The sequence below is a fragment of the Pseudomonas sp. NPDC090752 genome (genome assembly GCF_055584805.1).
In genome coordinates this window covers 106,953-125,757 of sequence record NZ_JBVJLI010000006.1, presented here as the reverse complement: position 1 = coordinate 125,757, position 18,805 = coordinate 106,953, and the positions used below count along the sequence as shown (strand labels likewise).

General features: G+C 56.8%; 23 protein-coding genes and 1 pseudogene. 10 read left to right on the top strand and 14 right to left on the bottom strand.

Going from position 1 to position 18,805, the window contains the following annotated elements; translation table 11 throughout:
* Window positions 1-358: 358 nt before the first annotated feature.
* Window positions 359-733 (bottom strand): hypothetical protein, encoded by a 375-nt coding sequence (locus ACZ6YA_RS10655; RefSeq protein ID WP_465897066.1) that lies wholly within the window; start codon window positions 731-733, stop codon window positions 359-361.
* Window positions 734-1,092: 359 nt separating this feature from the next.
* Window positions 1,093-1,980 (bottom strand): LysR family transcriptional regulator, encoded by an 888-nt coding sequence (locus ACZ6YA_RS10650; protein WP_465897065.1) that lies wholly within the window; start codon window positions 1,978-1,980, stop codon window positions 1,093-1,095.
* A 123-nt stretch (window positions 1,981-2,103) separates the two neighbouring features.
* Between ACZ6YA_RS10650 and ACZ6YA_RS10645 the strand changes: the two genes are divergently transcribed.
* Entirely contained in the window at window positions 2,104-2,952 is an 849-nt protein-coding gene (locus ACZ6YA_RS10645; protein WP_465897064.1) for a nitroreductase family protein, read from the top strand.
* A 447-nt stretch (window positions 2,953-3,399) separates the two neighbouring features.
* Here the strand turns inward: ACZ6YA_RS10645 and ACZ6YA_RS10640 are convergent, their stop codons facing one another.
* Together ACZ6YA_RS10640 and ACZ6YA_RS10635 are read right to left on the bottom strand one after the other, a co-directional pair.
* Complete coding sequence (locus ACZ6YA_RS10640) at window positions 3,400-3,645, bottom strand: hypothetical protein (protein ID WP_465897062.1); 246 nt, start codon at window positions 3,643-3,645, stop codon at window positions 3,400-3,402.
* Window positions 3,646-3,734: 89 nt separating this feature from the next.
* Window positions 3,735-4,022, bottom strand: coding sequence for a hypothetical protein (locus ACZ6YA_RS10635; protein WP_465897061.1), 288 nt, complete (start codon window positions 4,020-4,022; stop codon window positions 3,735-3,737).
* A gap of 164 nt (window positions 4,023-4,186) precedes the next feature.
* Between ACZ6YA_RS10635 and ACZ6YA_RS10630 the strand changes: the two genes are divergently transcribed.
* Entirely contained in the window at window positions 4,187-4,456 is a 270-nt protein-coding gene (locus tag ACZ6YA_RS10630; RefSeq protein ID WP_465897060.1) for a hypothetical protein, read from the top strand.
* Window positions 4,383-4,855: pseudogene (locus ACZ6YA_RS10625) on the top strand (DUF1264 domain-containing protein); the annotation flags it as partial. The gene ACZ6YA_RS10630 and the pseudogene ACZ6YA_RS10625, both read left to right, overlap by 74 nt.
* 461 nt (window positions 4,856-5,316) lie before the next feature.
* Here ACZ6YA_RS10625 and ACZ6YA_RS10620 read toward each other — a convergent pair.
* Window positions 5,317-5,607 (bottom strand): hypothetical protein, encoded by a 291-nt coding sequence (locus ACZ6YA_RS10620; RefSeq protein ID WP_465897059.1) that lies wholly within the window; start codon window positions 5,605-5,607, stop codon window positions 5,317-5,319.
* A 203-nt stretch (window positions 5,608-5,810) separates the two neighbouring features.
* Here ACZ6YA_RS10620 and ACZ6YA_RS10615 point away from each other — a divergent pair, with 203 nt between their 5' ends.
* On the top strand, window positions 5,811-6,182 hold the full coding sequence (locus ACZ6YA_RS10615) for an NUDIX domain-containing protein (RefSeq protein WP_465897058.1): 372 nt from the start codon (window positions 5,811-5,813) through the stop codon (window positions 6,180-6,182).
* 57 nt (window positions 6,183-6,239) lie between these two features.
* Here ACZ6YA_RS10615 and ACZ6YA_RS10610 read toward each other — a convergent pair whose 3' ends face one another.
* Complete coding sequence (locus ACZ6YA_RS10610) at window positions 6,240-7,373, bottom strand: ATP-binding protein (protein WP_465897057.1); 1,134 nt, start codon at window positions 7,371-7,373, stop codon at window positions 6,240-6,242.
* A 156-nt stretch (window positions 7,374-7,529) separates the two neighbouring features.
* Here ACZ6YA_RS10610 and ACZ6YA_RS10605 point away from each other — a divergent pair, with 156 nt between their 5' ends.
* Complete coding sequence (locus ACZ6YA_RS10605; RefSeq protein ID WP_465897056.1) at window positions 7,530-7,892, top strand: response regulator; 363 nt, start codon at window positions 7,530-7,532, stop codon at window positions 7,890-7,892.
* Window positions 7,893-7,984: 92 nt separating this feature from the next.
* On the opposite strand, the gene ligD is transcribed toward ACZ6YA_RS10605, so the two are convergent.
* Window positions 7,985-10,750, bottom strand: a complete 2,766-nt coding sequence (gene ligD, locus ACZ6YA_RS10600; RefSeq protein ID WP_465897055.1) for a DNA ligase D — start codon at window positions 10,748-10,750, stop codon at window positions 7,985-7,987.
* A gap of 182 nt (window positions 10,751-10,932) precedes the next feature.
* Between ligD and ACZ6YA_RS10595 the strand changes: the two genes are divergently transcribed.
* Window positions 10,933-11,328, top strand: coding sequence for an ACT domain-containing protein (locus ACZ6YA_RS10595; RefSeq protein WP_465897054.1), 396 nt, complete (start codon window positions 10,933-10,935; stop codon window positions 11,326-11,328).
* Window positions 11,329-11,365: 37 nt separating this feature from the next.
* On the opposite strand, the gene ACZ6YA_RS10590 is transcribed toward ACZ6YA_RS10595, so the two are convergent.
* A complete protein-coding gene (locus ACZ6YA_RS10590; RefSeq protein ID WP_465897053.1) occupies window positions 11,366-11,812 on the bottom strand; it encodes a winged helix-turn-helix transcriptional regulator in 447 nt (148 codons plus the stop codon).
* Between the two features lie 96 nt (window positions 11,813-11,908).
* Here ACZ6YA_RS10590 and ACZ6YA_RS10585 point away from each other — a divergent pair, with 96 nt between their 5' ends.
* Together ACZ6YA_RS10585 and ACZ6YA_RS10580 are read left to right on the top strand one after the other, a co-directional pair.
* The gene (locus ACZ6YA_RS10585; RefSeq protein WP_465897052.1) at window positions 11,909-12,850 is read left to right on the top strand and encodes an aromatic alcohol reductase; all 942 of its coding nucleotides are present in this window, start codon (window positions 11,909-11,911) and stop codon (window positions 12,848-12,850) included.
* Entirely contained in the window at window positions 12,840-13,424 is a 585-nt protein-coding gene (locus ACZ6YA_RS10580) for an RraA family protein (RefSeq protein ID WP_465897051.1), read from the top strand. Before ACZ6YA_RS10585 ends, ACZ6YA_RS10580 begins: the two co-directional genes overlap by 11 nt.
* A 258-nt stretch (window positions 13,425-13,682) precedes the next feature.
* Here ACZ6YA_RS10580 and ACZ6YA_RS10575 read toward each other — a convergent pair whose 3' ends face one another.
* The 6 genes from ACZ6YA_RS10575 to paaY form a co-directional block, all read right to left on the bottom strand.
* On the bottom strand, window positions 13,683-14,111 hold the full coding sequence (locus tag ACZ6YA_RS10575; protein WP_465897049.1) for an HhH-GDP family DNA glycosylase: 429 nt from the start codon (window positions 14,109-14,111) through the stop codon (window positions 13,683-13,685).
* Window positions 14,108-14,332: a DUF2188 domain-containing protein gene (locus ACZ6YA_RS10570; RefSeq protein WP_465897048.1), complete on the bottom strand. Its 225-nt coding sequence runs from the start codon at window positions 14,330-14,332 to the stop codon at window positions 14,108-14,110. The genes ACZ6YA_RS10575 and ACZ6YA_RS10570 overlap by 4 nt, the downstream gene beginning before the upstream one ends.
* Window positions 14,333-14,349: 17 nt before the next feature.
* Window positions 14,350-14,508, bottom strand: coding sequence for a hypothetical protein (locus tag ACZ6YA_RS10565; protein WP_465897046.1), 159 nt, complete (start codon window positions 14,506-14,508; stop codon window positions 14,350-14,352).
* 49 nt (window positions 14,509-14,557) lie between these two features.
* On the bottom strand, window positions 14,558-15,112 hold the full coding sequence (locus tag ACZ6YA_RS10560; protein WP_465897045.1) for an Lrp/AsnC family transcriptional regulator: 555 nt from the start codon (window positions 15,110-15,112) through the stop codon (window positions 14,558-14,560).
* Window positions 15,113-15,322: 210 nt separating this feature from the next.
* The gene (paaX, locus tag ACZ6YA_RS10555) at window positions 15,323-16,246 is read right to left on the bottom strand and encodes a phenylacetic acid degradation operon negative regulatory protein PaaX (RefSeq protein ID WP_465897207.1); all 924 of its coding nucleotides are present in this window, start codon (window positions 16,244-16,246) and stop codon (window positions 15,323-15,325) included.
* A 77-nt stretch (window positions 16,247-16,323) separates the two neighbouring features.
* A complete protein-coding gene (paaY, locus tag ACZ6YA_RS10550) occupies window positions 16,324-16,923 on the bottom strand; it encodes a phenylacetic acid degradation protein PaaY (RefSeq protein WP_465897044.1) in 600 nt (199 codons plus the stop codon).
* Window positions 16,924-17,203: 280 nt separating this feature from the next.
* Here paaY and paaF point away from each other — a divergent pair, with 280 nt between their 5' ends.
* Together paaF and paaG are read left to right on the top strand one after the other, a co-directional pair.
* On the top strand, window positions 17,204-17,977 hold the full coding sequence (gene paaF / locus ACZ6YA_RS10545; protein WP_465897043.1) for a 2,3-dehydroadipyl-CoA hydratase PaaF: 774 nt from the start codon (window positions 17,204-17,206) through the stop codon (window positions 17,975-17,977).
* A gap of 35 nt (window positions 17,978-18,012) precedes the next feature.
* On the top strand, window positions 18,013-18,804 hold the full coding sequence (gene paaG / locus ACZ6YA_RS10540) for a 2-(1,2-epoxy-1,2-dihydrophenyl)acetyl-CoA isomerase PaaG (RefSeq protein ID WP_465897042.1): 792 nt from the start codon (window positions 18,013-18,015) through the stop codon (window positions 18,802-18,804).
* The last annotated feature ends 1 nt before the right edge of the window (window position 18,805 follow it).

Here is an 18,805-nt window from a genome sequence, read left to right as displayed (position 1 = left end):
TGCTCATGATTCCCCGACTGAACGATCAAAGCCCCTCACCACTCAATGTAACGCTCTCTCAAGGAACGAGGGCCCAGTACGTGAAATTTCCAAGGAGAAGGAACGATGAGCCTCACCCTGCGCTGCCTCAAATGTGATGGAAAGCATCTTGTGCAACCCACCAGGCTACATCGTAAATCAGTGATCACTTGCAGGGGCTGTGGCGCTCTGAGCCACCATGGCGATCTCGTGGAAGCTGCAGGTATGCGCCTAATGACCAAGCTTAAGCAGCAGCTCAAAACCGGGTAACCGAGGGGCAACGAGAAGGTTTCATACCCCCAGCCCCGAACTCCATCCTACATCGTTAGAGCTACTTTCCTCAGTGGACAACGCTCCCGACCTGAAGCTGATATCTCGCCTGACTTAGCTCTGCTTCCGCCTTCTGTAGCTCCGCCTTGACGCCTGTCCACATCAAAACCAAGGTTGCGATCTTCTCACGAGAGGCGGTCAATTCCTCCCCCATCACGCCCAGCTCACTCCCCAGCAATAGGCACTGCTGCTCGAGCAGCTCCTCGCGGGAGAAAAAAGCAAAGCGGTCGTCAATGGTCTGTTCAGAGTTCTTCATGGCGCTAGTCACCGAGATTAGTACAAATGTTCTCCTGACGAGCTTAGCGAGATATACTGGATGTATCAACAGTGCTTCGACGAAACGGCAGTCCTGCTCACCGATCCATACAGCCAGCCGGTTGGTCATAGGGCAGCTGGACGGATCTGCGTTGATGTCGCTTAAGGCTCGTTAAACCGGAGAGTTCGCATATGCAGCCAGTGACATCGCGAGCGAGTGGACGATTGGGCGTGGCCCCTTCGGGCACGGCTGTCGTGAACTGCACCCGGCGTCGCCCGGTTGCGGCCCTCGCGGGCTTCCATCCTCACACCTTTGGCCCCTCCGGTGCCGGCGCGCTCCGCTTGCTCCTTTGCCCACAAGATCCAGTGGGGAACCGTGGCAATCTCCAGGCCAAGCCTTTCATCTAATCCTGGTTAATCAGGCTCGGATGTCATTTGCTGGATATGTAGAGATGAGCCAAAGAAACCCCGTCGGGCTGAGAAGACTAATCACGCCGACAGGCGCTCTACAACCCAGTCGACGAAGATGCGTACCCGGGTATTGAGCCGCTTGTTCGGTGGATAGATCACTGAAATAGGTATCGTGTAATTCGTGTGTTCCTCAAGGACTGGCACGAGAGCACCGGACTTGAAAAGCCCGGCTGCAACAGAGGCAAACGTCTGCCCTACCCCCGCCCCGTTCATGATCATGCTGATCTGGCTGGCACTGTCATTCGTCGAAATATCGAACCGTGAGATGAAATGCTCTGCTCCCCGCTTTCGAAACCGAAGTGGCCAAACCTCTCCATTGGAGGCGCCGAAGTATCCAACGATCTGGTGATGTTCAAGGTCAGCAGGTGACGACGGCACACCGTGTTTTGACAAGTAGGCGGGACTCGCACAGGTCACCAGCTTGTCTTTGAAAAGCGTCCTTGCGACCAACGAGGAATCAGCTAATTGACCAGCACGAATGACGCAGTCAACACCCTCTTCAATCAGGTTCACTGGGCGGTCGCTGATGCCCAATGCCAGTTGAATCTGCGGATGCCGCTCCCTGAACTCGCTGAGCACTGGAAGCAGTAACAATTGCGCCAGTGATGAGTGGAGGTCTACTCGAATTCTGCCCTGCGAAGCTGCTCCCATGTCTCGCAGATCAGCCTCTGCCTCGTCCAGCCGGGCCACCAGTTGACAGATCTTCCGATAATACTCGGCCCCCTCCATGGTCAGAGTGACAGCGCGAGTTGTCCTCTGTAAAAGCTTGGTGCCCAAATGCTCTTCGAGCTCCTGTACGGCCTTGCTCGCAGATGACCGAGGCATACACAAGTGGGCCGCCGCCTTGGTGAACGACCGGGTCTCGACGATCCGTTGAAAAGCGCGAATTGCAGTCAAATGATCCATCAGCAGATTGTATCTCTGATCGCTCGATTGTCCACAGCTGTGAATTATGTAGTCGATTTTCAGGGGCTTATTTAGCTCTGCGAGGCCTATAACCTGTGCTCAATCTTGACTTGGAGGCCTCAGATGAGCCCGCTTACCTGCGCACAATCAGATCTGCTTCAACAGCGTTACGGAAACCAGGTAAAACCTGAATCCGTCATCATGACCCCCATGGTCGAAGCGATGCTGCGCCATAAGTCCGTGAGGACTTTCCTGCCGGAATCCTTGCCGAAAGGTGCCATCGAGACGATGGTCGCTGCAGCCCAGTCGGCATCGACCTCATCAGCTCTAAATCAGTGGAGCGTCGTAGCCATCACGGATGAGGAGTTGAAGAAAGAGATCCACGACACCGTTGCACGCGAGGTAAAGATCGACAGCATACCGTGGATCCTAGAAGCTCCCGCCCTACTCCTTTGGATCGCCGATTCGTCCCGCTCTGCGGACATTACCCGCACCCAGGGGGACGAGCCGGTCGTTCTGGAGTACCTGGATTCGTTGCTCATGGCATCTATCGATGTCACGCTCGCAGCGCAAAATGCTTCGCTGGCTGCCCAGTCCATGGGTCTGGGCATTGTCTTCCTAGGAGTGATGCGGAATATCGCCAAGGATCTCGCTCAGATCATCAATCTGCCAGACCACGCGTTCGTGAGCTTCGGTATGGCACTCGGCTGTCCAGACCTGAGCCGCACCAGTGCCATACGCCCACGTCCTGCTCAGCCTGTAGTTCTGCATTTCAACCGGTACGACCCCGAAAGCTATCGCGATTACTTGGATGATTATGAGCGAGCGACCCACGATTTCCGCTCACGGCAAAAAATGTCCCCGAAGACCTGGAAAGGTGCCGTACATAACTCTATGACAAGCATGGATTATCTGGGAGGCCGAAAGGAGCTTCTTGATGTGGTGGTGGAAAAGGGCTTCAAGGTACGCTGATCCGCTGCAAGCTAGCCCTGCTCAAGGTTGGGATCACATGGTGAAGACTTTTCTTTCACCCAATTTTCACAGCGCCTCAACCACACTTGCTCTATCCCTACGTGTGATAGAAGCTCCCATTAGCCCGCCCTAGCAGCGGGCTTTCTTTTGCCTGATCGCTCAACTGAAATCCCGACCCTTCCAGATTGCTTAAGAATTCGCAGCTCAGGAGGCGAAGGCATCCGGAAGCGGCGTGATAGAGAATTGCCTTGGGTGTCCCCATTCGGGGACGGCTGTCGCAAACCGCACCCCGTCTTCGCCGGTTGAGGCCCTAGCGGGCTTTCATCCTCACACTTTTGGCCTATCCGGGCCGGCGCGCTCCGCTTGCTCTTTGGTTCACAATCGAGTGTGGCGGGAAGAGCAGTGCAGGCGCTAGTGAGTCACACCTTACGCGATTTCAATTCGGAGTTAGTTGAATGGCCAAAAAAAATCCGCCAGTTCAGAAACGCCATCATTGAAGCGCTTCAGCCTGCCGTCCTTCAAGTAAACGGACACCACAACAAAAGGCGTGGTCAAGCAGAAAAATGCCGATATACCCCACGCTCCCTTGCCAAGCAGCAATATCGCAGAACCCACCAGTATTACAGCCGTTACGAGCAAATAGGCCATTCTCAGTGGGGTATAGCTTCTGCGATCCGTGTCGATAATCCTCATGGTTTAAACCCCGCAATTTTCCTATTTCTACTTGAAGCAATCCCGGCACTCCACAGCCTGAAAGCATCGGGCACATTAAATGTCTTCTCTCACACGATCAGGCGACAAAGTTGAGAAGCCAATTCCTGCGCATCCGCTTGATACCCTGCGCGCCACTGGTGCAGCCAATCACCAGGTGATCCCTGCTCTTCCCACTCGGCTAGTGCAAGGGCATTGACGATTTCCATCTCAAACCAGATCGCCTGCCACCCAGCAGCATCTGAAACCACGGCTCGATCCTGCCAAGCAAATTCAGTCAGCGCCACGAACCTCGACCAGGACTCCAAATCCTGGTGTGCACTACGGATTAATGACGTGAGCTCCGACTCGGTCAGCATAAATGTCGTTCTTGAACGGAAAATGATTGCTTAGCATTCTGCCAGAGGTCGCCGCGAAAAATAGACACGAATCCGAAGGCTGGAGGCAGAACGTCTCTACCTGGCGCTCCCGTGCGGAGATTGAGACATGCGACAATTGTGGATTTTCGGCAAGGACGAGTGTGATGTCTCGCAAATGGAAGATCGGTCTCGGTTTCGCGCTCTCCCCTCTCTTGGTGGGCCTATTGCTTGGAATCGCATTCAGCGTATTCAGTTTTGCCAGCTTCGTTGAAGACCCTCGCCGTATGGCTCAAATGCATCCAGGGGAAGGGCTTATCGCGATGGTGGTCTATCCGATAGCTGCCGAAATCGTTTTGCTGCTACATCATCGACGAGAAGCTCTTCGCTGGACTGCTGGCCAAGAAGAAGGCGATGTGGCACAGCCACGGGTATGAGGTCTCGTCCGGGCAGTTGATCGCGCCTGGTATTCCTGCGCCTGCTGAGCATGCTTGATGGAGCGGCTTGCCCATACCTATGGAAAGACATGGCACACGTGGCACACCGACCAGGACAAAGCGCTACCTGTGGGTGTGCCGCAATTGATGATGGGATTCACTGCGGATGGACAGGCTGACCAAGCGATGATCGAGCAGCGGAATCGGCGTTTGGGAGTGGATGCGCAGGAAAGCCTGACGCCGGACGTGCCCCTATCGGGGACGGCTGTCGTAAACCGCACCCCGGCTTCGCCATGTTGCGGCCCGTGCGGGCTTCCATCCTCATGCCTGTGGCCTCTCCGGGGCCCGCGCGCTCCGCTTGCTTCGTTGTTCGAAAATGGAGGCCACGCGGTGCAGTAGCGGCCAAAGCCTTGATGAATCACAGCGTAGAATGGTTACTCACAGGGATGAGCGTACTCGCTGCCATTCCTTCCAGCACTCTTCAGGGACAATATCTTCATAACCCCGCTCTTTCTCCAATGCAAAAGCGGTGCTGAAGGGCACCGCTGTGGCAGTTGCGTTATCTCGAATCTCAAGCACCTCAACCTCGCAGAGGGGTGAACCTTTTCGATCCTCCGCCGCCTTTAGCAAGGCTACGAGCGCAGGCACAAAAACGATACATAGCAGGTCTGTAGACAATAGTTGCCTCTCTGAGCAGGTAAATCAGGATTGGTGATCGCACCGTACAGAACTGTGCGAGCACGCGCAAAGATCAGTCCAGCCATGGATCCTTTAGTTAGACGGTGACTATGCCGTTATGGCTCAGCAAGGCGAGGATCGCTGAGCTGAAAAGAAAACGATCCTCGCCTCTGGGAGATCGTCTACGCGAACTGCTGGCTGACTTGGCGAGGCTCGGTAGCAAGGCATCTGGCACGACCCACTCCCCACGCCAAAGCACGAGTCATCGACTCTCCCGGGCGGGTATCGAAGGCTTCCTCGTGGAGCACCATCCCAGTGCCGGCGTAGACGCCGATGAACATCTGAGTGTTGCCTGTTCGCGACAGCCGCACTTGGATGTCCATCCTAGTGCCGTCGTCCAAGGTCTCGTCGTGTGTCCGATGGTGAAGCGTCGGATCTGCCCAGTTCCAAAAAATATCACCGCGAATCCGCATTCCGAGCTCCTACGACTTTAGTCTTATTTTTAGGTTCGATCACCATAGCCCAGCGAAGCGGCAAAGTAATGACCGGCCAGCGGATTATGGATTTCTGGTGTGACAGGCTGTGCAGCTTTCGGATATTTCCCGTCCCTACCCTTGGCGCCTCTGACTGAACCTCCACCGTCCCCGTTGTTCTCCATTTCTAAAGGAGGGCAGATATGAACGACATGCGAGAGCGCCATTCGACAGTGATCTGCATACAAGAAGGCAAAATCCTAATGGTGCGCAAGGAGGCACCAGAGTGGTCGTTGCCAGGAGGTAAGATTGATCCCGGCGAAAATCATCTAGAAGCCGCACAGAGAGAGCTGAGCGAGGAGACCACGCTACCGCTTACCGACGCCCGGTTTCTTGCGCACCAGGTGTTCGAGACCGAGGAACACTATCTCTACCAAATGTCCGTCTCGGATTCGTTGCAACCCCGGCCCTCGGACGAGATCGTGGAATGCCGCTGGTTCAAGATAGACGAGCTCGCGACTGTGAACGTGAAGCCTACCAACATCGAACTGCTGATCCTTGCTGGCCTGCTTTGACGCAATGCTTTTTCCAGGCCTTGTGCGGACATGCGTCCCAAATCTGGCAACCGCAGCTCATTGACCATCAACGACACGCAATACGACATCAAACGTTGTTCCCCCTTGGGCCGTGGACTCCACTTCGATCCTCCCACCGTGACTGGCCACAATCTCAGAGGCGATAAACAGGCCCAGGCCTAGACCAGCTGACGCACCTTTTTCCTCATGGGCGTAGCTCGAATATCGGCCTTCAGGCCTGAACAAATTAGGCATGGCTTCCGGGGGAATCGGCTGCCCCGAGTTGTGTACGCTGACGCGAGGGCCATCCACATCATCGTTCAAGGTTACTGTTACGGGGGATGTTGGATCGCCATGGCGAAGCGCATTGCCCACCAGGTTGGAAAACACCTGGGCGATACGAGCCGGGTCAAACTGGCCGGCAATATGCGCAGACTCTACGAGGTTGATGTTCGCCTGGGGGAAGGCGGTGCTCATTTCAGCTACAACCGAGTGGCACACAGCATTGAGTTCGATCTGCTCCAGGTGAACCGGAATACCTGTACCCAGGTTGCAGCGCGCCAGATCAAGCAAATCATTCACCATGTTATTCGCACGCCGGGCACTGTTGCAGACTTGAGTCGCCAGGACTCTGCCCTTCTCATCAAGACCAGGTTGACGAAGGATCAAATCGCCAGCCATCAACACAGCGCCCAGCGGTGAGCGCAAGTCGTGTCCCAGCACACCTAGCACCATCTTTCGCGTTGACTCGACAGCCTTACCATAGGCTGCAATTGACTCAACAAGGGCTTGGTCTATGGCTTCATTGAACCGAATCATGTCTTGTACATGATAGGTCTCGTCGATCGCTTCCTGAACCAACCAGAGCGTCAACACGCTGGAGCGCAGTGCCCGGTATTCAGAGACCATTTGATCCATGGTAAAGCCCGCGATCAGGCGAGTGATCGCGTGGGTTTCAGCAGCCGTATCGCTGGATTGGGTAGGCCCTCTACCCTGAGATTTCTCAGACTGCTGGAAATCACTCTGTGACGTACGCATGTCCGCAGACACGGTGCGCAAGATTTTCTCCGAGTGATTTCGCAGTCCAGCTGCATCTTGCTCCGGTAAATCCGTTTCAACGGAACGGGCAAAGTCTTCCCAAGCCTGGAGAATTTCTTCCAAGCGGGTGTCAATGAATTCGTAGAGTCTCATAGTAATCCTTGGCCTTCCGCCCGGCCCTGAGGTCTACCACAGACTAGCGTATCGTCAAGGTCGGTCAAAGCAACGACCAAGCACCACCGGTCAGGGTTTTGAAACGGCGCGTTATAAGGCGGGTACTAATGGTGAGATAACAATGAGTGCTGAACCATGCAATCTAGGGTATTGGTCGTAGAAGATGATGAGATCCTTCGCTGGCTGATGACGGAGGCCGTCAGTCATCTTGGTCACGCTGTCATCCAGTGCTCGAATGCAGATCAGGCGCTGCTGCAGGTGGCTGACTCTGTGCCGTTCGACCTCGTCATCACCGATGTCCGCATGCCAGGCCAGGCCGACGGCATGGAATTGGCCAAGGTCATCTGGTCAACGCAGCCTCAGTTGCCTGTCATCATTGTTTCGGGTCATATGGTGCCGAAGCCGGGACTACTACCCGCGAATGCCCGGTTCATCGCCAAGCCCTGCTCACTTGAAATGCTGAGTAACGCTATCGATGACTTGGTCAAACCCAGGTGAGATGGTAAGGATGGTGTACGCTGAGGGAATACCGGCCTAAGCGCCGCGAGAAATGTTTGTGTCTAGCGTGAAACCGCCATCCACCCTGCGCCTTATTTCATACCGATCCGCTTTTTCATCTCAGCGGTGATGTACTGCTTCAAACCATAGATCTCTGTCCACGGGTCATCGCCACCCAGTTCATCCAGACGCTGCTGAACATTTTTGATGTTCCACTTGGCCGCAGACTGCAGCTCGACGATCTCCTCCCTGAAGATCGGCACCGATACCGGCAGCCCCTCTCTGGCCCGCGCCGAAAAGACGTTGGCGGTGGTCGCACCTTTGCCATTGCGCAGGTAGTCGATGAAGATCTTGCCGATACGATTCTTCGGGCCTAGCACGGCTGAGAACCGATCCGGGATCAGCTTGGCGATGTACTTTACGATGGCCTGGCTGAAATCCTTCACTTCTTCCCACGAAGCTTTAGGCGTGAGCGGCACCATGATGTGGATGCCCTTACCTCCACTGGTTTTGAGAAACGACTCCAGGCCCAACTCATCGAGCACCACCAACGTCAGCTGAGTCGCTTCGACCATGGCCTTCCAAGGCAGCGCGGGATCAGGGTCAAGATCCAACACAAAGCGGTCTGGCTGCTCGATGTGGTCGATCGTGCCATTCCAGGAGTGCAGTTCGATGGTGCTCATCTGCACGGCACCGACCAGGGCCTCGACGCTGTTGATGACCATACCTGCTTTGCCCGCCTCGGCTTTAGGTACCGTCGTGATATTCGGGATGGCGAGACGGTCAGCGTTCTTCTGGAAAAACAACTCGCCGGCAATCCCCTCGGGTGCCCTGACCAGCGCAATGGGCCGGTCTTTCAGGTGAGGCAGGAGCCAGGGTGAAACCTGCGCATAATATTCGGCCAGGTCTCGTTTGGTGAGGCCGCTGCTGGGATCAATCACACGCTCCGGGTGAGTGATTCGCACCTTGGTCGAGGAGTTCTTGTCGTCCGATTTCGCTTTGGCAGACCTTCGCGCCTTCGGCGCAGGCGCCGGCTTCTCCTCCGTAATATCCTGGACAGGCTTGTCCGTCCGGATGCCCTGGAACACCGCGTGCCTGACCACGCCGTCAGAGGTGATCTCAGCGAAGGTGACCTCGGCCAGCAGCGTCGGCTGCAGCCAGTGAATGCCTTTTCCGTCGACACCTTTCGGTGGATTCATCACCGGCACCTGTTTCTGCTCCAGCGGCAACAGCGTTTCCAGGATGGTGGCGAGAGTCGACTCCGTGAACCCCGTCCCGACCTTGCCGGCGTACTTCAGCTCGCCGCTATGCTGGTCGGTTAGCGCAAGGACAAGTGCGCCAAAACCGCTCCTCGCACCTTTCGGGTCGGTATAGCCGACGATGACGAACTCCTGGCGATGTTTGCACTTGAGCTTGATCCACGTATCGCTGCGGCGGGATACGTAGGGACTGCCCAAGCGCTTGCCAATCAGTCCTTCCATGCGCATCTGGCAGGCACTATTCATCAAGGCGTCGACGTCTTCGGTGAAGTCTTCGGAGAACCTCAGCAGCGGGTCGGTCGAGTCACCGAGAAGCTGCTTTAACAGTCCACGGCGGCTCTCAACCGGCACCTGCCGAAGATCGGCGCCATTGAGGTACGGCAGGTCGAACAGGTAGTACACGATACCCTGGCTCTTGCCGGCGTCGAATGCATTTTGTAGCAGCTGAAAGTTGGGAACGCCGTTTTCATCAGGGATCACAATCTCGCCGTCCAGCCAGGCTGATTTAAGCCCGAGCGAGGCGATTGCAGCGGCCTGCTTGGGTAACTTCGCAGTCCAATCGTGACCATTGCGGGTGAACAGCCGGACGTCATCTCCATCGACGCGGCACAGCATGCGGTAACCATCGAACTTGATTTCGTAGCGCCACTCTTCGCTTCGGGGACTGGAGTCGACCAGGGTAGCCAGCTGCGGAGAGAGCTTCTCTGGCAGTGCTGCAGTCACAGCGCCCTCTGTGCTCGGCCCGGTGACAGTGGTGGGAGGGTTCGACTTGGGTGACGTGGCCTTCGCCCGACCGCGCTTCTTGGGGAGGATGGTACGGTCGCTCAGCACACTGTTGGGCAGCTCGACCACAACGTCGAAGTCAGCGAGCGGCTTACCAGCCTCGTCCTGATGCTTGATCAAAAACCACTGCTCCTGCTTACCCTCGATGTTCGTCCGGACTAGGTTCCATAGGCCTGAGAGCTTTTCACCCTGCAGCTCAAACTTCATACGACCTTTCGTGTAGGCCTCAGCCGGGTCGCCCTGGGGAAGCCATGTTCCACGATCCCAGACGATGACATCTCCCGCACCATAGTGCCCTTCCGGGATCGTGCCTTCGAATGAGGCGTAATCGAGCGGGTGATCTTCGACATGCACCGAAAGCCGCTTCACCTTCGGATCCAGGCATGGGCCCTTAGGTATCGCCCAGCTTTTGAGCGTGCCGCCGAGCTCCAAGCGGAAGTCGTAGTGCAGTCGAGTGGCATCGTGTTTTTGAACACAAAACTGCAAAGCATGTCCGGTTTCACGCTTCGAGCGCTTGGTAGATTTCGGGGCACCTGATGGCTCAGGGGAGGCATTGAAATCCCGCATACGGTTGTATTTCTCAAGACCTAGTGCTGAATCCTCAGGTCTGCCGATCAACTCCTGGACAAGCGCTTCGAGGGAAACGCCTCTCTGGCCAGCTTCTGCCGTCAGAATCTGGACTATCATCGTATCGCGCAACGCCGGGAGTAGTTCGCCGGCTTCAAGTGCTTCCGCCTCGCCCAATGCCAGTACCTGCTCAAGCGCCGCAGGTTCTCTTTGAATGAATAGGACGTAGGCCAATGTCGTATCGTCCATACCCGCTTCCCATCAAGATTATCTTCTGTTGATTTTGAAAGAAGAGGCTCGTTCGAATACGGCGACAAGGGGTTTATCGAGTGACGGCGTCATCAGAAGCGCTAATCGGGGATTACCACTATGAGATTTTCTGATTCCCACAAGAGCTAGAGAATGCGCGTTTTAATAACGAGGTGACCAAAATGGCCGGAGAGAAATCGATCAACTCCCTTCTGCGAGGAATGCAGCCGGAGCTCAACGACGGAGAGTATGTTTTCTGCACTACGGAAAGCCTCGAAAACCTTCACACTCAAGACATTTTGGGCAGTTTCCGTGAGAGGGAAGGACTCACAGTTATTCTCCATCGGGAGCGAGCTGAAGCCTTAGGCCTTGGGTATGACTACGTCGCCTCATGGATCACGTTGACTATCCACTCATCGCTAGAGGCTGTAGGGCTTACAGCGGCTTTTGCGAGGGCATTGGCAGAGGCGGGCATTAGCTGCAACGTTGTGGCTGCTTACTACCATGACCATATTTTTGTGGGGAAGGATGACGCTCGGCGGGCAATGAGCGTGCTGCAAAAACTCGCCGACTCTTGAACGCGGGCGTCTCCATTCGATATCAATCTACATTTGATCATTCATTAGAAGGCATTGGCGATGGGACTTGCCATGCCGGTTTTTCATCACTTTGACTGTCGAAAACGATTCTGGCTTGACGAATTTCTTCGACATTTTCAACGACCCACGTCCACACCGGCGACATCCTTACCAGGAGCTGCGCGCCCAGTGAGGTGAGCTCGTACTCAACGCGGGGCGGGATTTCCCCGAACTCTATGCGTTTGACCAAACCGTCACGCTCCAAGGAGCGCAGTGTCTTGGTCAGCATGCGTTGAGTAACACCGGCCATCTGCCGCTTAATTTCAGCATGACGCATCGTTCCATACACCCCCAAGGAGTGCAGAATACCCAATGACCACCGGCTTCCTGCGTGAGCAAGAACTTCCCGCCTGACCCCGTCATCATCTTCTCTAAGCGTCCGACAGACAGCTTCTGCCTGCCTGAGGGCTTCATGGTCGGTCATAGCTTCCCCTGGTATCACACGTGTGCCTTCTTACGAGCGCTGCTGGATCGTGCAACGATTCGCTCATCTTACAGACAGCAGCTTCCAGGAGAAATTATGGCCGACTTGACCAGTTACCCTTCCCAATCGATTCTCGTTCTAGGCGCCGGTGAGCTCGGCCTGCCCGTTTTGCGTAACCTTGCACAAGTGGCTAAACGAACGTCCAGCTCAACGATCAGCGTTCTGCTGCGGGATTCAAGCATCAACACTCAGCGGCCTGAGAAGAAGGCTGAGATCGATGAGCTTCGTAGCCTAGGCATCCAAATGGTCGCTGCTGATCTGGTCAACGCTTCCATTGAGCAATTGGCCGAAGTATTTGCACGATTCGACACCATCATAGGCTGCGCAGGCATGGTCGCGGGCAAAGAAACCCCGATGAAACTGGCGAGAGCTGCCCTCAAGTCAGGGGTAAAACGCTACTTCCCATGGCAGTTCGGCGTCGATTTTGAAGTGATCGGACGCGGCAGCCCTCAAGATCTCTTTGATGCACAATTGGATGTACGAGAACTACTTCGTGGCCAAGACAAAACAGAATGGGTGATCATCTCGACAGGGATGTTCACGAGTTTCCTCTTTGAACCAGTGTTTGAGGTGGTCGACTTTGAGAGCGACACCGTTAACGCCTTGGGCAGTCTAGAGAACAAAGTAACTCTCACGACGCCTGAAGACATTGGGGCATTGACAGCACAAATCGTATTCTTCGAGCCTCGGTTCCGTAACGAAATTGTCTACCTTGCAGGTGATACCGTGGCTTATGGGCAGGTGGCAGGCATTCTCGAGCGAGCCTTAGGCCGGCCATTCAATACCAATCTGTGGTCTGTTCCTTTCCTGCTCCAGGAATTGGAAAAAGACCCTACCCACCACATCAAAAAATACCGTGCCGTTTTCGCTCAAGGTCGAGGCGTTTCCTGGCCGAAAGCCGGAACCTTCAACGAGCATCAGTCGATTAAAGTCACCACCGCCGAGCAGTGGGCGACCCAAAACCTCATTGCGAAGTAACCAAGACAACCAGGTTGCAAGTCACCCAGTAGCGCTCATCGGCGACGTATTAAACCGGATGGGTATGATGGCTTCGGCTATTCGCCACACCGCAGGCAAACCTACGTTCTTCGGCACAATCCTGCCACTGAATACTCGCGAGGGTGACAATCTTGCTATCCACCGTGCGCTGGACGAAGCGCAGCCGGGCGATGTGCTGGTCATCAACGGCAACGGTGAAGTGAACCGCTCTGTGTTCGGCGATCTTCTCGGTGAGATTTGCCTGGCCAAGCAGGTTGCAGCGGTCGTCATTGATGGCGCGGTACGCGATATTGAAGAGCTCGACAGCATGGGGCTGCCAATCTACGCCCGTGCAGTGAACCCAGCTGGCCCCTCAAAGTGGGGCCCAGGCCAAGTAGGCGTCCCAGTCGCCTGCGGCAATGTCGTTTGCTACCCAGGTGATGCCATTATCGGCGACCGCGACGGCATCATCGTAATTGCTCGCAGCCTGCTGCCGGCTCTGGCAGAGAAGGTCAAACTTCAGGACAGCTATGAAAATAGCTTCCGCGAGAAAGTACGGGCAAGTGTGCGCTAAACGCACGTAGCCCATTAGGTGAGGGCCTCCCACGCCTCCGCATCGAATGCAGAGTGGCCCTTACCTCCCCCATCGCTTTTACGCTGCGAGACCTACGAGGGGCTGCTCAATCAGCGTACGCTCTCATTGAATGGGAAGCCGTACAGGCTAAGAGCATTGTCCCGAAGTATGCGATTGCGCTCCGCTTCTGACGGCGCCCACTTCAGTAGTAGGTCGGCCAGCAGAGCATCATCCTGCTTAGCTTGCCCCTCTGTCACATCAATTTTCTCCTAGAACAGCTTCACGCTTGAAGATTTCCAACGTCTTCGGCCCAATGCCCTTGAAGCTGAGCAGCCACTGGTCAAACTCAGCTGGTTTCATTGACCCGCTATCTACAGCACTCGTTCGGAATTCAAGCTCGGCAGCCAGGCCAACACCTAGCGCGTGCAATCTTGTGGCGGTGGATTCGTCGTACCGGGCATAACCTGCCTGGCCTAGGAGCCTGACGAGATCCCGGTGGGAGCAGCGAGCCAATTTTCCAGGCGTGTCCAACCCATGCCGATCAACGAGATTTCGATAGGCCTCGACGGCAACGGATGATCGAATCCTCTTCCCGATGAGAAAGCTCGCGAGCAACCACTTGTAAAACCCGTGGCTGCTCGGATCCCGGACATCAATACCCAGGTCGGCAGCGGTGACAGGAATCACCCCTTCGAACGCTTCGGGTCAGCAGAGCGCGGGTAGGTACGCTCCTCTTCAATCGTGCCGTCAGCTTTGTGAATCTTCACCGACGCTGTTTTGCCATCAAAGAAGTCAGCCAGCGAGCTGACCAGTTCCTGTTTCGTTGCGGCTCGCTTGGAGGCACGTTCCGCGCCTGCCTTTTTAAGTTCCCAGCCTTCGGCTGTCGGGCTCAGGTGGTAGTTGTCCATGGCGCGACTCCTCTGGTCTAGATCGACTCACCGTCGTCTTCGATGTCTTCCTCGGCCTCAGCGGCATCCGTGGCGTCGGCATCATTCAGCGGCGGTGAGGTGGGCTTTTCAGGGTCATTGATGAAAGGCACGCCGCTCGGGCCTTGCCCTTCAAGTCCTTCGGTTTTTGGCTGCATGATTAATCCTCCGAGAGATGAAGTTTGGAGGATAGGCAACTGTGGACGTTCAGTTGCTTGGCAGCGGCAACGGACGGTCTGAGATGACGTGCTTCATCACCAGGGTGGAAATCAGCCGCTGAACGTTCGGTAGCCTGGAAAGCTGCTCGTCGTAAAGCCTTTGAAAGCTTGGGAGATCAGCCGTGACGATCATTAGAAGGTAATCGGGATCCCCAAATAAGCGCTGAGCTTGAACGATGTATGGAACATCCTCCAAAGCGTTCTCGAACTCTGCAACTGCCACGTGATGCCCCTGGCGCAGTGTCACGAACACGATCGAAGAGAAGTTGAGCCTCAAATCAGGGGCCGACAAGATTGCCTGATAGCCCTTGATAACTCCTTGCTCCGCACATGGTTTTTTGTGCGGAAGTTTGGGACAAGTGCGCAGATGGCTTTGCGGGAAGGCGTTTTGGCGTACAGCGACTTTCCCGATAATTTGCGAGGCAAATATCAGTGTTACACCTGTGCCGACCTTGAACACTTGCGCGCTACCGGTTACACGGCACCTACATTGACTGTCGAGCAAGGCATTGCTCGTTACTGCGACTGGTTGCTGGGCGATCAACCCCCGTCGCCTGCTCCTTTGCAGCAAAGGGCGGCAGCTTGGTAGTGTGCGCTTTGAATCAATTTCAAGTGATAACTACACTAGATAGTCATTTAGTGTAGTTGGGGGACTGGCCGACCGTTAACAGTGCCAGCCTACCCGGCCAACAGTTCGCCAACGCGGAAGCCTTACGCTTTCAGGGTCAAAGGTTTTGTATTAAGCCCTACCACCTCAAGCCAGGCCACCAAATCGTTTGTAGAAGCTTTCGTTCACGTCCGGTAACGGCCCGTCGGCTGTTTCCAGTGCACTATTCAGCCACGCTTCGGCCTGGGCACACACCAGGCGGTACAGATTACGGCACAACTGCCGCGCGGCCCGGCCTTCCCAATCGCCCGGCAATAGCTCGTCCGGCAGTTGCGGGTCTCGCAGCAGCAGCCGGCGGTACTCGTGAATCAACAGGGTTCGGGCCAGGAAGCAGTCCTCGGGGTTGAGCTCGCTTTGTTCTTTCAAGGCTTGCCACAGTGGTCGAAACAGCTGGATGAACTCGCTGTACTGCTGCCCCAGCTCGTCAATTCGCCAGCTTTCCCGTACCTGGGCGCGCATGGCCTTGGAGGCCAGGACCTCCTGAGTATGGGTCTCGAATACGATGCTGTCGTCGCTCGCCTCCAGCTCACGCAAGGTCGCGGCCAGGTCGGCGCGGTCTGCCCGTGGGCAGCCGAGTACGTTTGGCGCCATGGCAGCGAAGCCCTGCCACTCCAGTTCTTCGCGCACGGCCTTGCGTTTGCTGGCATCGAGCTGCGACAGCAAGACCAGGGTCCAGGCACCGTCCCAGGCCGGCTGGTTGGGACTGTAGACACGCTTGAAGGCTTTTTCGAAGCGCCGCCTGCCGGTGCCGGTGAGGCTGTAGTAACTACGCCGGCCGACTTTTTCTGCGGTAAGCCAGCCTTCTTTGGTCAAGCGAAAGATCGACGTGCGAATCAGCCGTTCGTTGATGCCGATCGGCTCCAGCAGGTTGATCAGGCTGCCGAGCCATACCGTGCCGCCATGGGGCTCGATGGCATCGCCGTAGAGGGTGATGATCAGCGAACTGGCGCGGATTGGCGTCTGCTCCTGGAAGCGGGTGATCAAGTGATTCAGCGGGGCGAGGTTGCTCATGGAGGAACTGTGCGCGGGGAAAGCATCGACTATACCTGTGCGGCGTCCCGCCTGGCCATTGCGCGTTGCAGGGAGGTTCATGCGCCCTCCTCGGCTTTGGGCCTGAAGCCGCCGTCACTCATGCGCGGGCGCTCGGCCTCAGGTTCGGCCAGGGGTGGGCACTCGACCAGGCTGGCCATGCAGCGCTGGCTCAGGCGCTGGTATTCGGCGGTGCCACGCTGTTTCCAGCTCAGTTCCTGATCGGTCAGCTGGCGTTTGGCCTGGGCGGGCGAGCCGAGCACCAGGCTCTGTTCGGCGCACTCGAAACCTGCCTTGACGAAAGCCGTGGCCCCGACGATGCAACGTGGTGCGATGTGGGCGCCGTCCATGACCACCGCATTCATCCCGATCAGCGCATCTGCCCCAACGCGGCAGCCATGCAGTACCGCGCCATGGCCGACATGGCCGTTGCGCTCGATCACCGTGTCGCCTCCCGGGAAACCATGCATCACGCAGGTGTCCTGCAAGTTGGCGCCCTCTTCCAGGACAATGCGGCCGAAGTCGCCGCGCAGAGAAGCCAACGGCCCTACGTAGCAGTGCGGGCCGATGATGACATCACCGATCAGTACGGCGCTCGGGTGGACATAAGCCGTCGGGTCGACGACTGGGGTCAAGCCTTCGAGGCGGTAGCAAGGCATGCTTATTCTCCCTAATCAATATGCATAGTCAAGAGATCTTGTATCGTTACTGTACTGGCAGTCAATCACCGATCAGGTGGCGCATCCAAAGGCTCATAAAGCTTTTGTGTGAACTGCAACCGCATAAAGAGATACCAGAACGGAGATTCACTATTGATTAAGTGTATCGCATGATGCTTATATTGATCGCACCTGGGTGTGCTCCAGCATCGCCCCTGCAAACCATTCCAATAAATGCCGGCCATCCAATGCGCCGTGCGAGCAGCCTGAGGATCCCGACATGCCGCGTTTTCTCGAAGTGCAGGCGCCTGAACACGGCGTTCGCCTGGTCACCCTGCAACGCCCAGAAGCCCTCAATGCCCTGTGCACCGAACTGCTGGCAGAGCTGGCCGCCGAACTGGATTCGGCCGAAGGCGATGAGCAAACCCTGGCCGTGGTCATTACCGGCAGCCGCAAGGCGTTCGCCGCCGGCGCCGACATCCGCGAAATGGCCGAGCGTGATCTGGTCGGCATTCTCAACGACCCGCGGATTGCCCACTGGCAACGCATCGCCGCATTCCCAAAGCCCCTGGTCGCCGCCGTGAACGGTTACGCCCTGGGCGGTGGGTGTGAGCTGGTGATGTGCGCCGACATCGTCATCGCCGGTAGCGATGCACGCTTCGGCCAGCCAGAAATCAACCTGGGCATCATCCCCGGTGCCGGTGGCACTCAGCGTTTGTTGCGCGCCGTGGGCAAGCCGCTGGCGATGCAGATGGTGCTGACCGGCGAGGCAATCGATGCCAAGCGTGCGTTGCTGGCCGGCCTGGTCAGCGAAATCACCCAGCCTGAACTGACCGTCGAGCGCGCGCTCCAGGTGGCCCTCAGCATTGCCGCCAAGGCGCCGCTGGCAGTCCGCCTGGCCAAGGAGGCACTGCTCAAGGCGGGGGACACCGATCTTGCCAGCGGCCTGCGCTTCGAGCGCCACGCCTTCACCCTGTTGGCCGGCACCGACGACCGCGACGAAGGCATCCGCGCCTTCCAGGAAAAACGCCCGGCCCAGTTCAAAGGCCGTTGACCAGCCCTTCCCATCCCTGACGGAGCGAACCTTCCATGTCGTTCGAGCACATCCTGTTTTCCATCGAGGGCGGTGTCGCCCAGCTCATTCTCAACCGGCCCGAGCAACTGAACAGCTTCAACAAGCAGATGCACCTGGAGGTACGCGAAGCGCTCAAGCAGGTGCGCCTGAGCGGTGACGCGCGCGTTCTGCTGCTGACGGGTGAAGGCCGCGGTTTCTGCGCAGGCCAGGACCTGTCCGACCGCAATGTCGCCCCCGGTGCGGCGGTGCCTGACCTGGGCGAGTCCATCGAGCTGTTTTACAACCCGCTGGTACGCACCCTGCGCGACCTGCCGTTGCCTGTCATTTGCGCGGTCAATGGCGTGGCGGCGGGTGCCGGGGCGAACATACCGCTGGCCTGCGACCTGGTGCTGGCAGCACGTTCGGCCAGTTTCATCCAGGCCTTCTGCAAGATCGGCTTGGTGCCGGACTCAGGTGGTACCTGGCTGCTACCGCGCCTGGTCGGCATGGCCCGAGCCAAGGCGTTGGCGATGCTTGGCGAGCGCCTGAGTGCTGAGCAGGCGCAACAATGGGGTCTGATTCACCGTGTGGTCGATGATGCCGAGCTACGTGAAGAGGCCCTTGCCCTAGCCCGCCACCTGGCGACTCAGCCGACCTACGGCCTGGCGTTGATCAAGCGCAGTCTCAACGCCAGCTTCGACAATGGTTTCGACCAGCAGCTGGAGCTTGAGCGCGACCTGCAGCGCCTGGCCGGGCGCAGCGAGGACTATCGTGAAGGCGTCAGTGCCTTCATCAACAAACGCACACCAGCATTCAAGGGGCGTTGAG

Coding starts and splice junctions, on each gene's coding strand:
- ACZ6YA_RS10655 (WP_465897066.1), bottom strand. CDS start 733: ATGACCAACCGGCTGGCTGTATGGATCGGTGAGCAGGACTGCCGTTTC.
- ACZ6YA_RS10650 (WP_465897065.1), bottom strand. CDS start 1,980: ATGGATCATTTGACTGCAATTCGCGCTTTTCAACGGATCGTCGAGACC.
- ACZ6YA_RS10645 (WP_465897064.1), top strand. CDS start 2,104: ATGAGCCCGCTTACCTGCGCACAATCAGATCTGCTTCAACAGCGTTAC.
- ACZ6YA_RS10640 (WP_465897062.1), bottom strand. CDS start 3,645: ATGAGGATTATCGACACGGATCGCAGAAGCTATACCCCACTGAGAATG.
- ACZ6YA_RS10635 (WP_465897061.1), bottom strand. CDS start 4,022: ATGCTGACCGAGTCGGAGCTCACGTCATTAATCCGTAGTGCACACCAG.
- ACZ6YA_RS10630 (WP_465897060.1), top strand. CDS start 4,187: ATGTCTCGCAAATGGAAGATCGGTCTCGGTTTCGCGCTCTCCCCTCTC.
- ACZ6YA_RS10620 (WP_465897059.1), bottom strand. CDS start 5,607: ATGCGGATTCGCGGTGATATTTTTTGGAACTGGGCAGATCCGACGCTT.
- ACZ6YA_RS10615 (WP_465897058.1), top strand. CDS start 5,811: ATGAACGACATGCGAGAGCGCCATTCGACAGTGATCTGCATACAAGAA.
- ACZ6YA_RS10610 (WP_465897057.1), bottom strand. CDS start 7,373: ATGAGACTCTACGAATTCATTGACACCCGCTTGGAAGAAATTCTCCAG.
- ACZ6YA_RS10605 (WP_465897056.1), top strand. CDS start 7,530: ATGCAATCTAGGGTATTGGTCGTAGAAGATGATGAGATCCTTCGCTGG.
- ligD (WP_465897055.1), bottom strand. CDS start 10,750: ATGGACGATACGACATTGGCCTACGTCCTATTCATTCAAAGAGAACCT.
- ACZ6YA_RS10595 (WP_465897054.1), top strand. CDS start 10,933: ATGGCCGGAGAGAAATCGATCAACTCCCTTCTGCGAGGAATGCAGCCG.
- ACZ6YA_RS10590 (WP_465897053.1), bottom strand. CDS start 11,812: ATGACCGACCATGAAGCCCTCAGGCAGGCAGAAGCTGTCTGTCGGACG.
- ACZ6YA_RS10585 (WP_465897052.1), top strand. CDS start 11,909: ATGGCCGACTTGACCAGTTACCCTTCCCAATCGATTCTCGTTCTAGGC.
- ACZ6YA_RS10570 (WP_465897048.1), bottom strand. CDS start 14,332: ATGGACAACTACCACCTGAGCCCGACAGCCGAAGGCTGGGAACTTAAA.
- ACZ6YA_RS10565 (WP_465897046.1), bottom strand. CDS start 14,508: ATGCAGCCAAAAACCGAAGGACTTGAAGGGCAAGGCCCGAGCGGCGTG.
- paaX (WP_465897207.1), bottom strand. CDS start 16,246: ATGAGCAACCTCGCCCCGCTGAATCACTTGATCACCCGCTTCCAGGAG.
- paaY (WP_465897044.1), bottom strand. CDS start 16,923: ATGCCTTGCTACCGCCTCGAAGGCTTGACCCCAGTCGTCGACCCGACG.
- paaF (WP_465897043.1), top strand. CDS start 17,204: ATGCCGCGTTTTCTCGAAGTGCAGGCGCCTGAACACGGCGTTCGCCTG.
- paaG (WP_465897042.1), top strand. CDS start 18,013: ATGTCGTTCGAGCACATCCTGTTTTCCATCGAGGGCGGTGTCGCCCAG.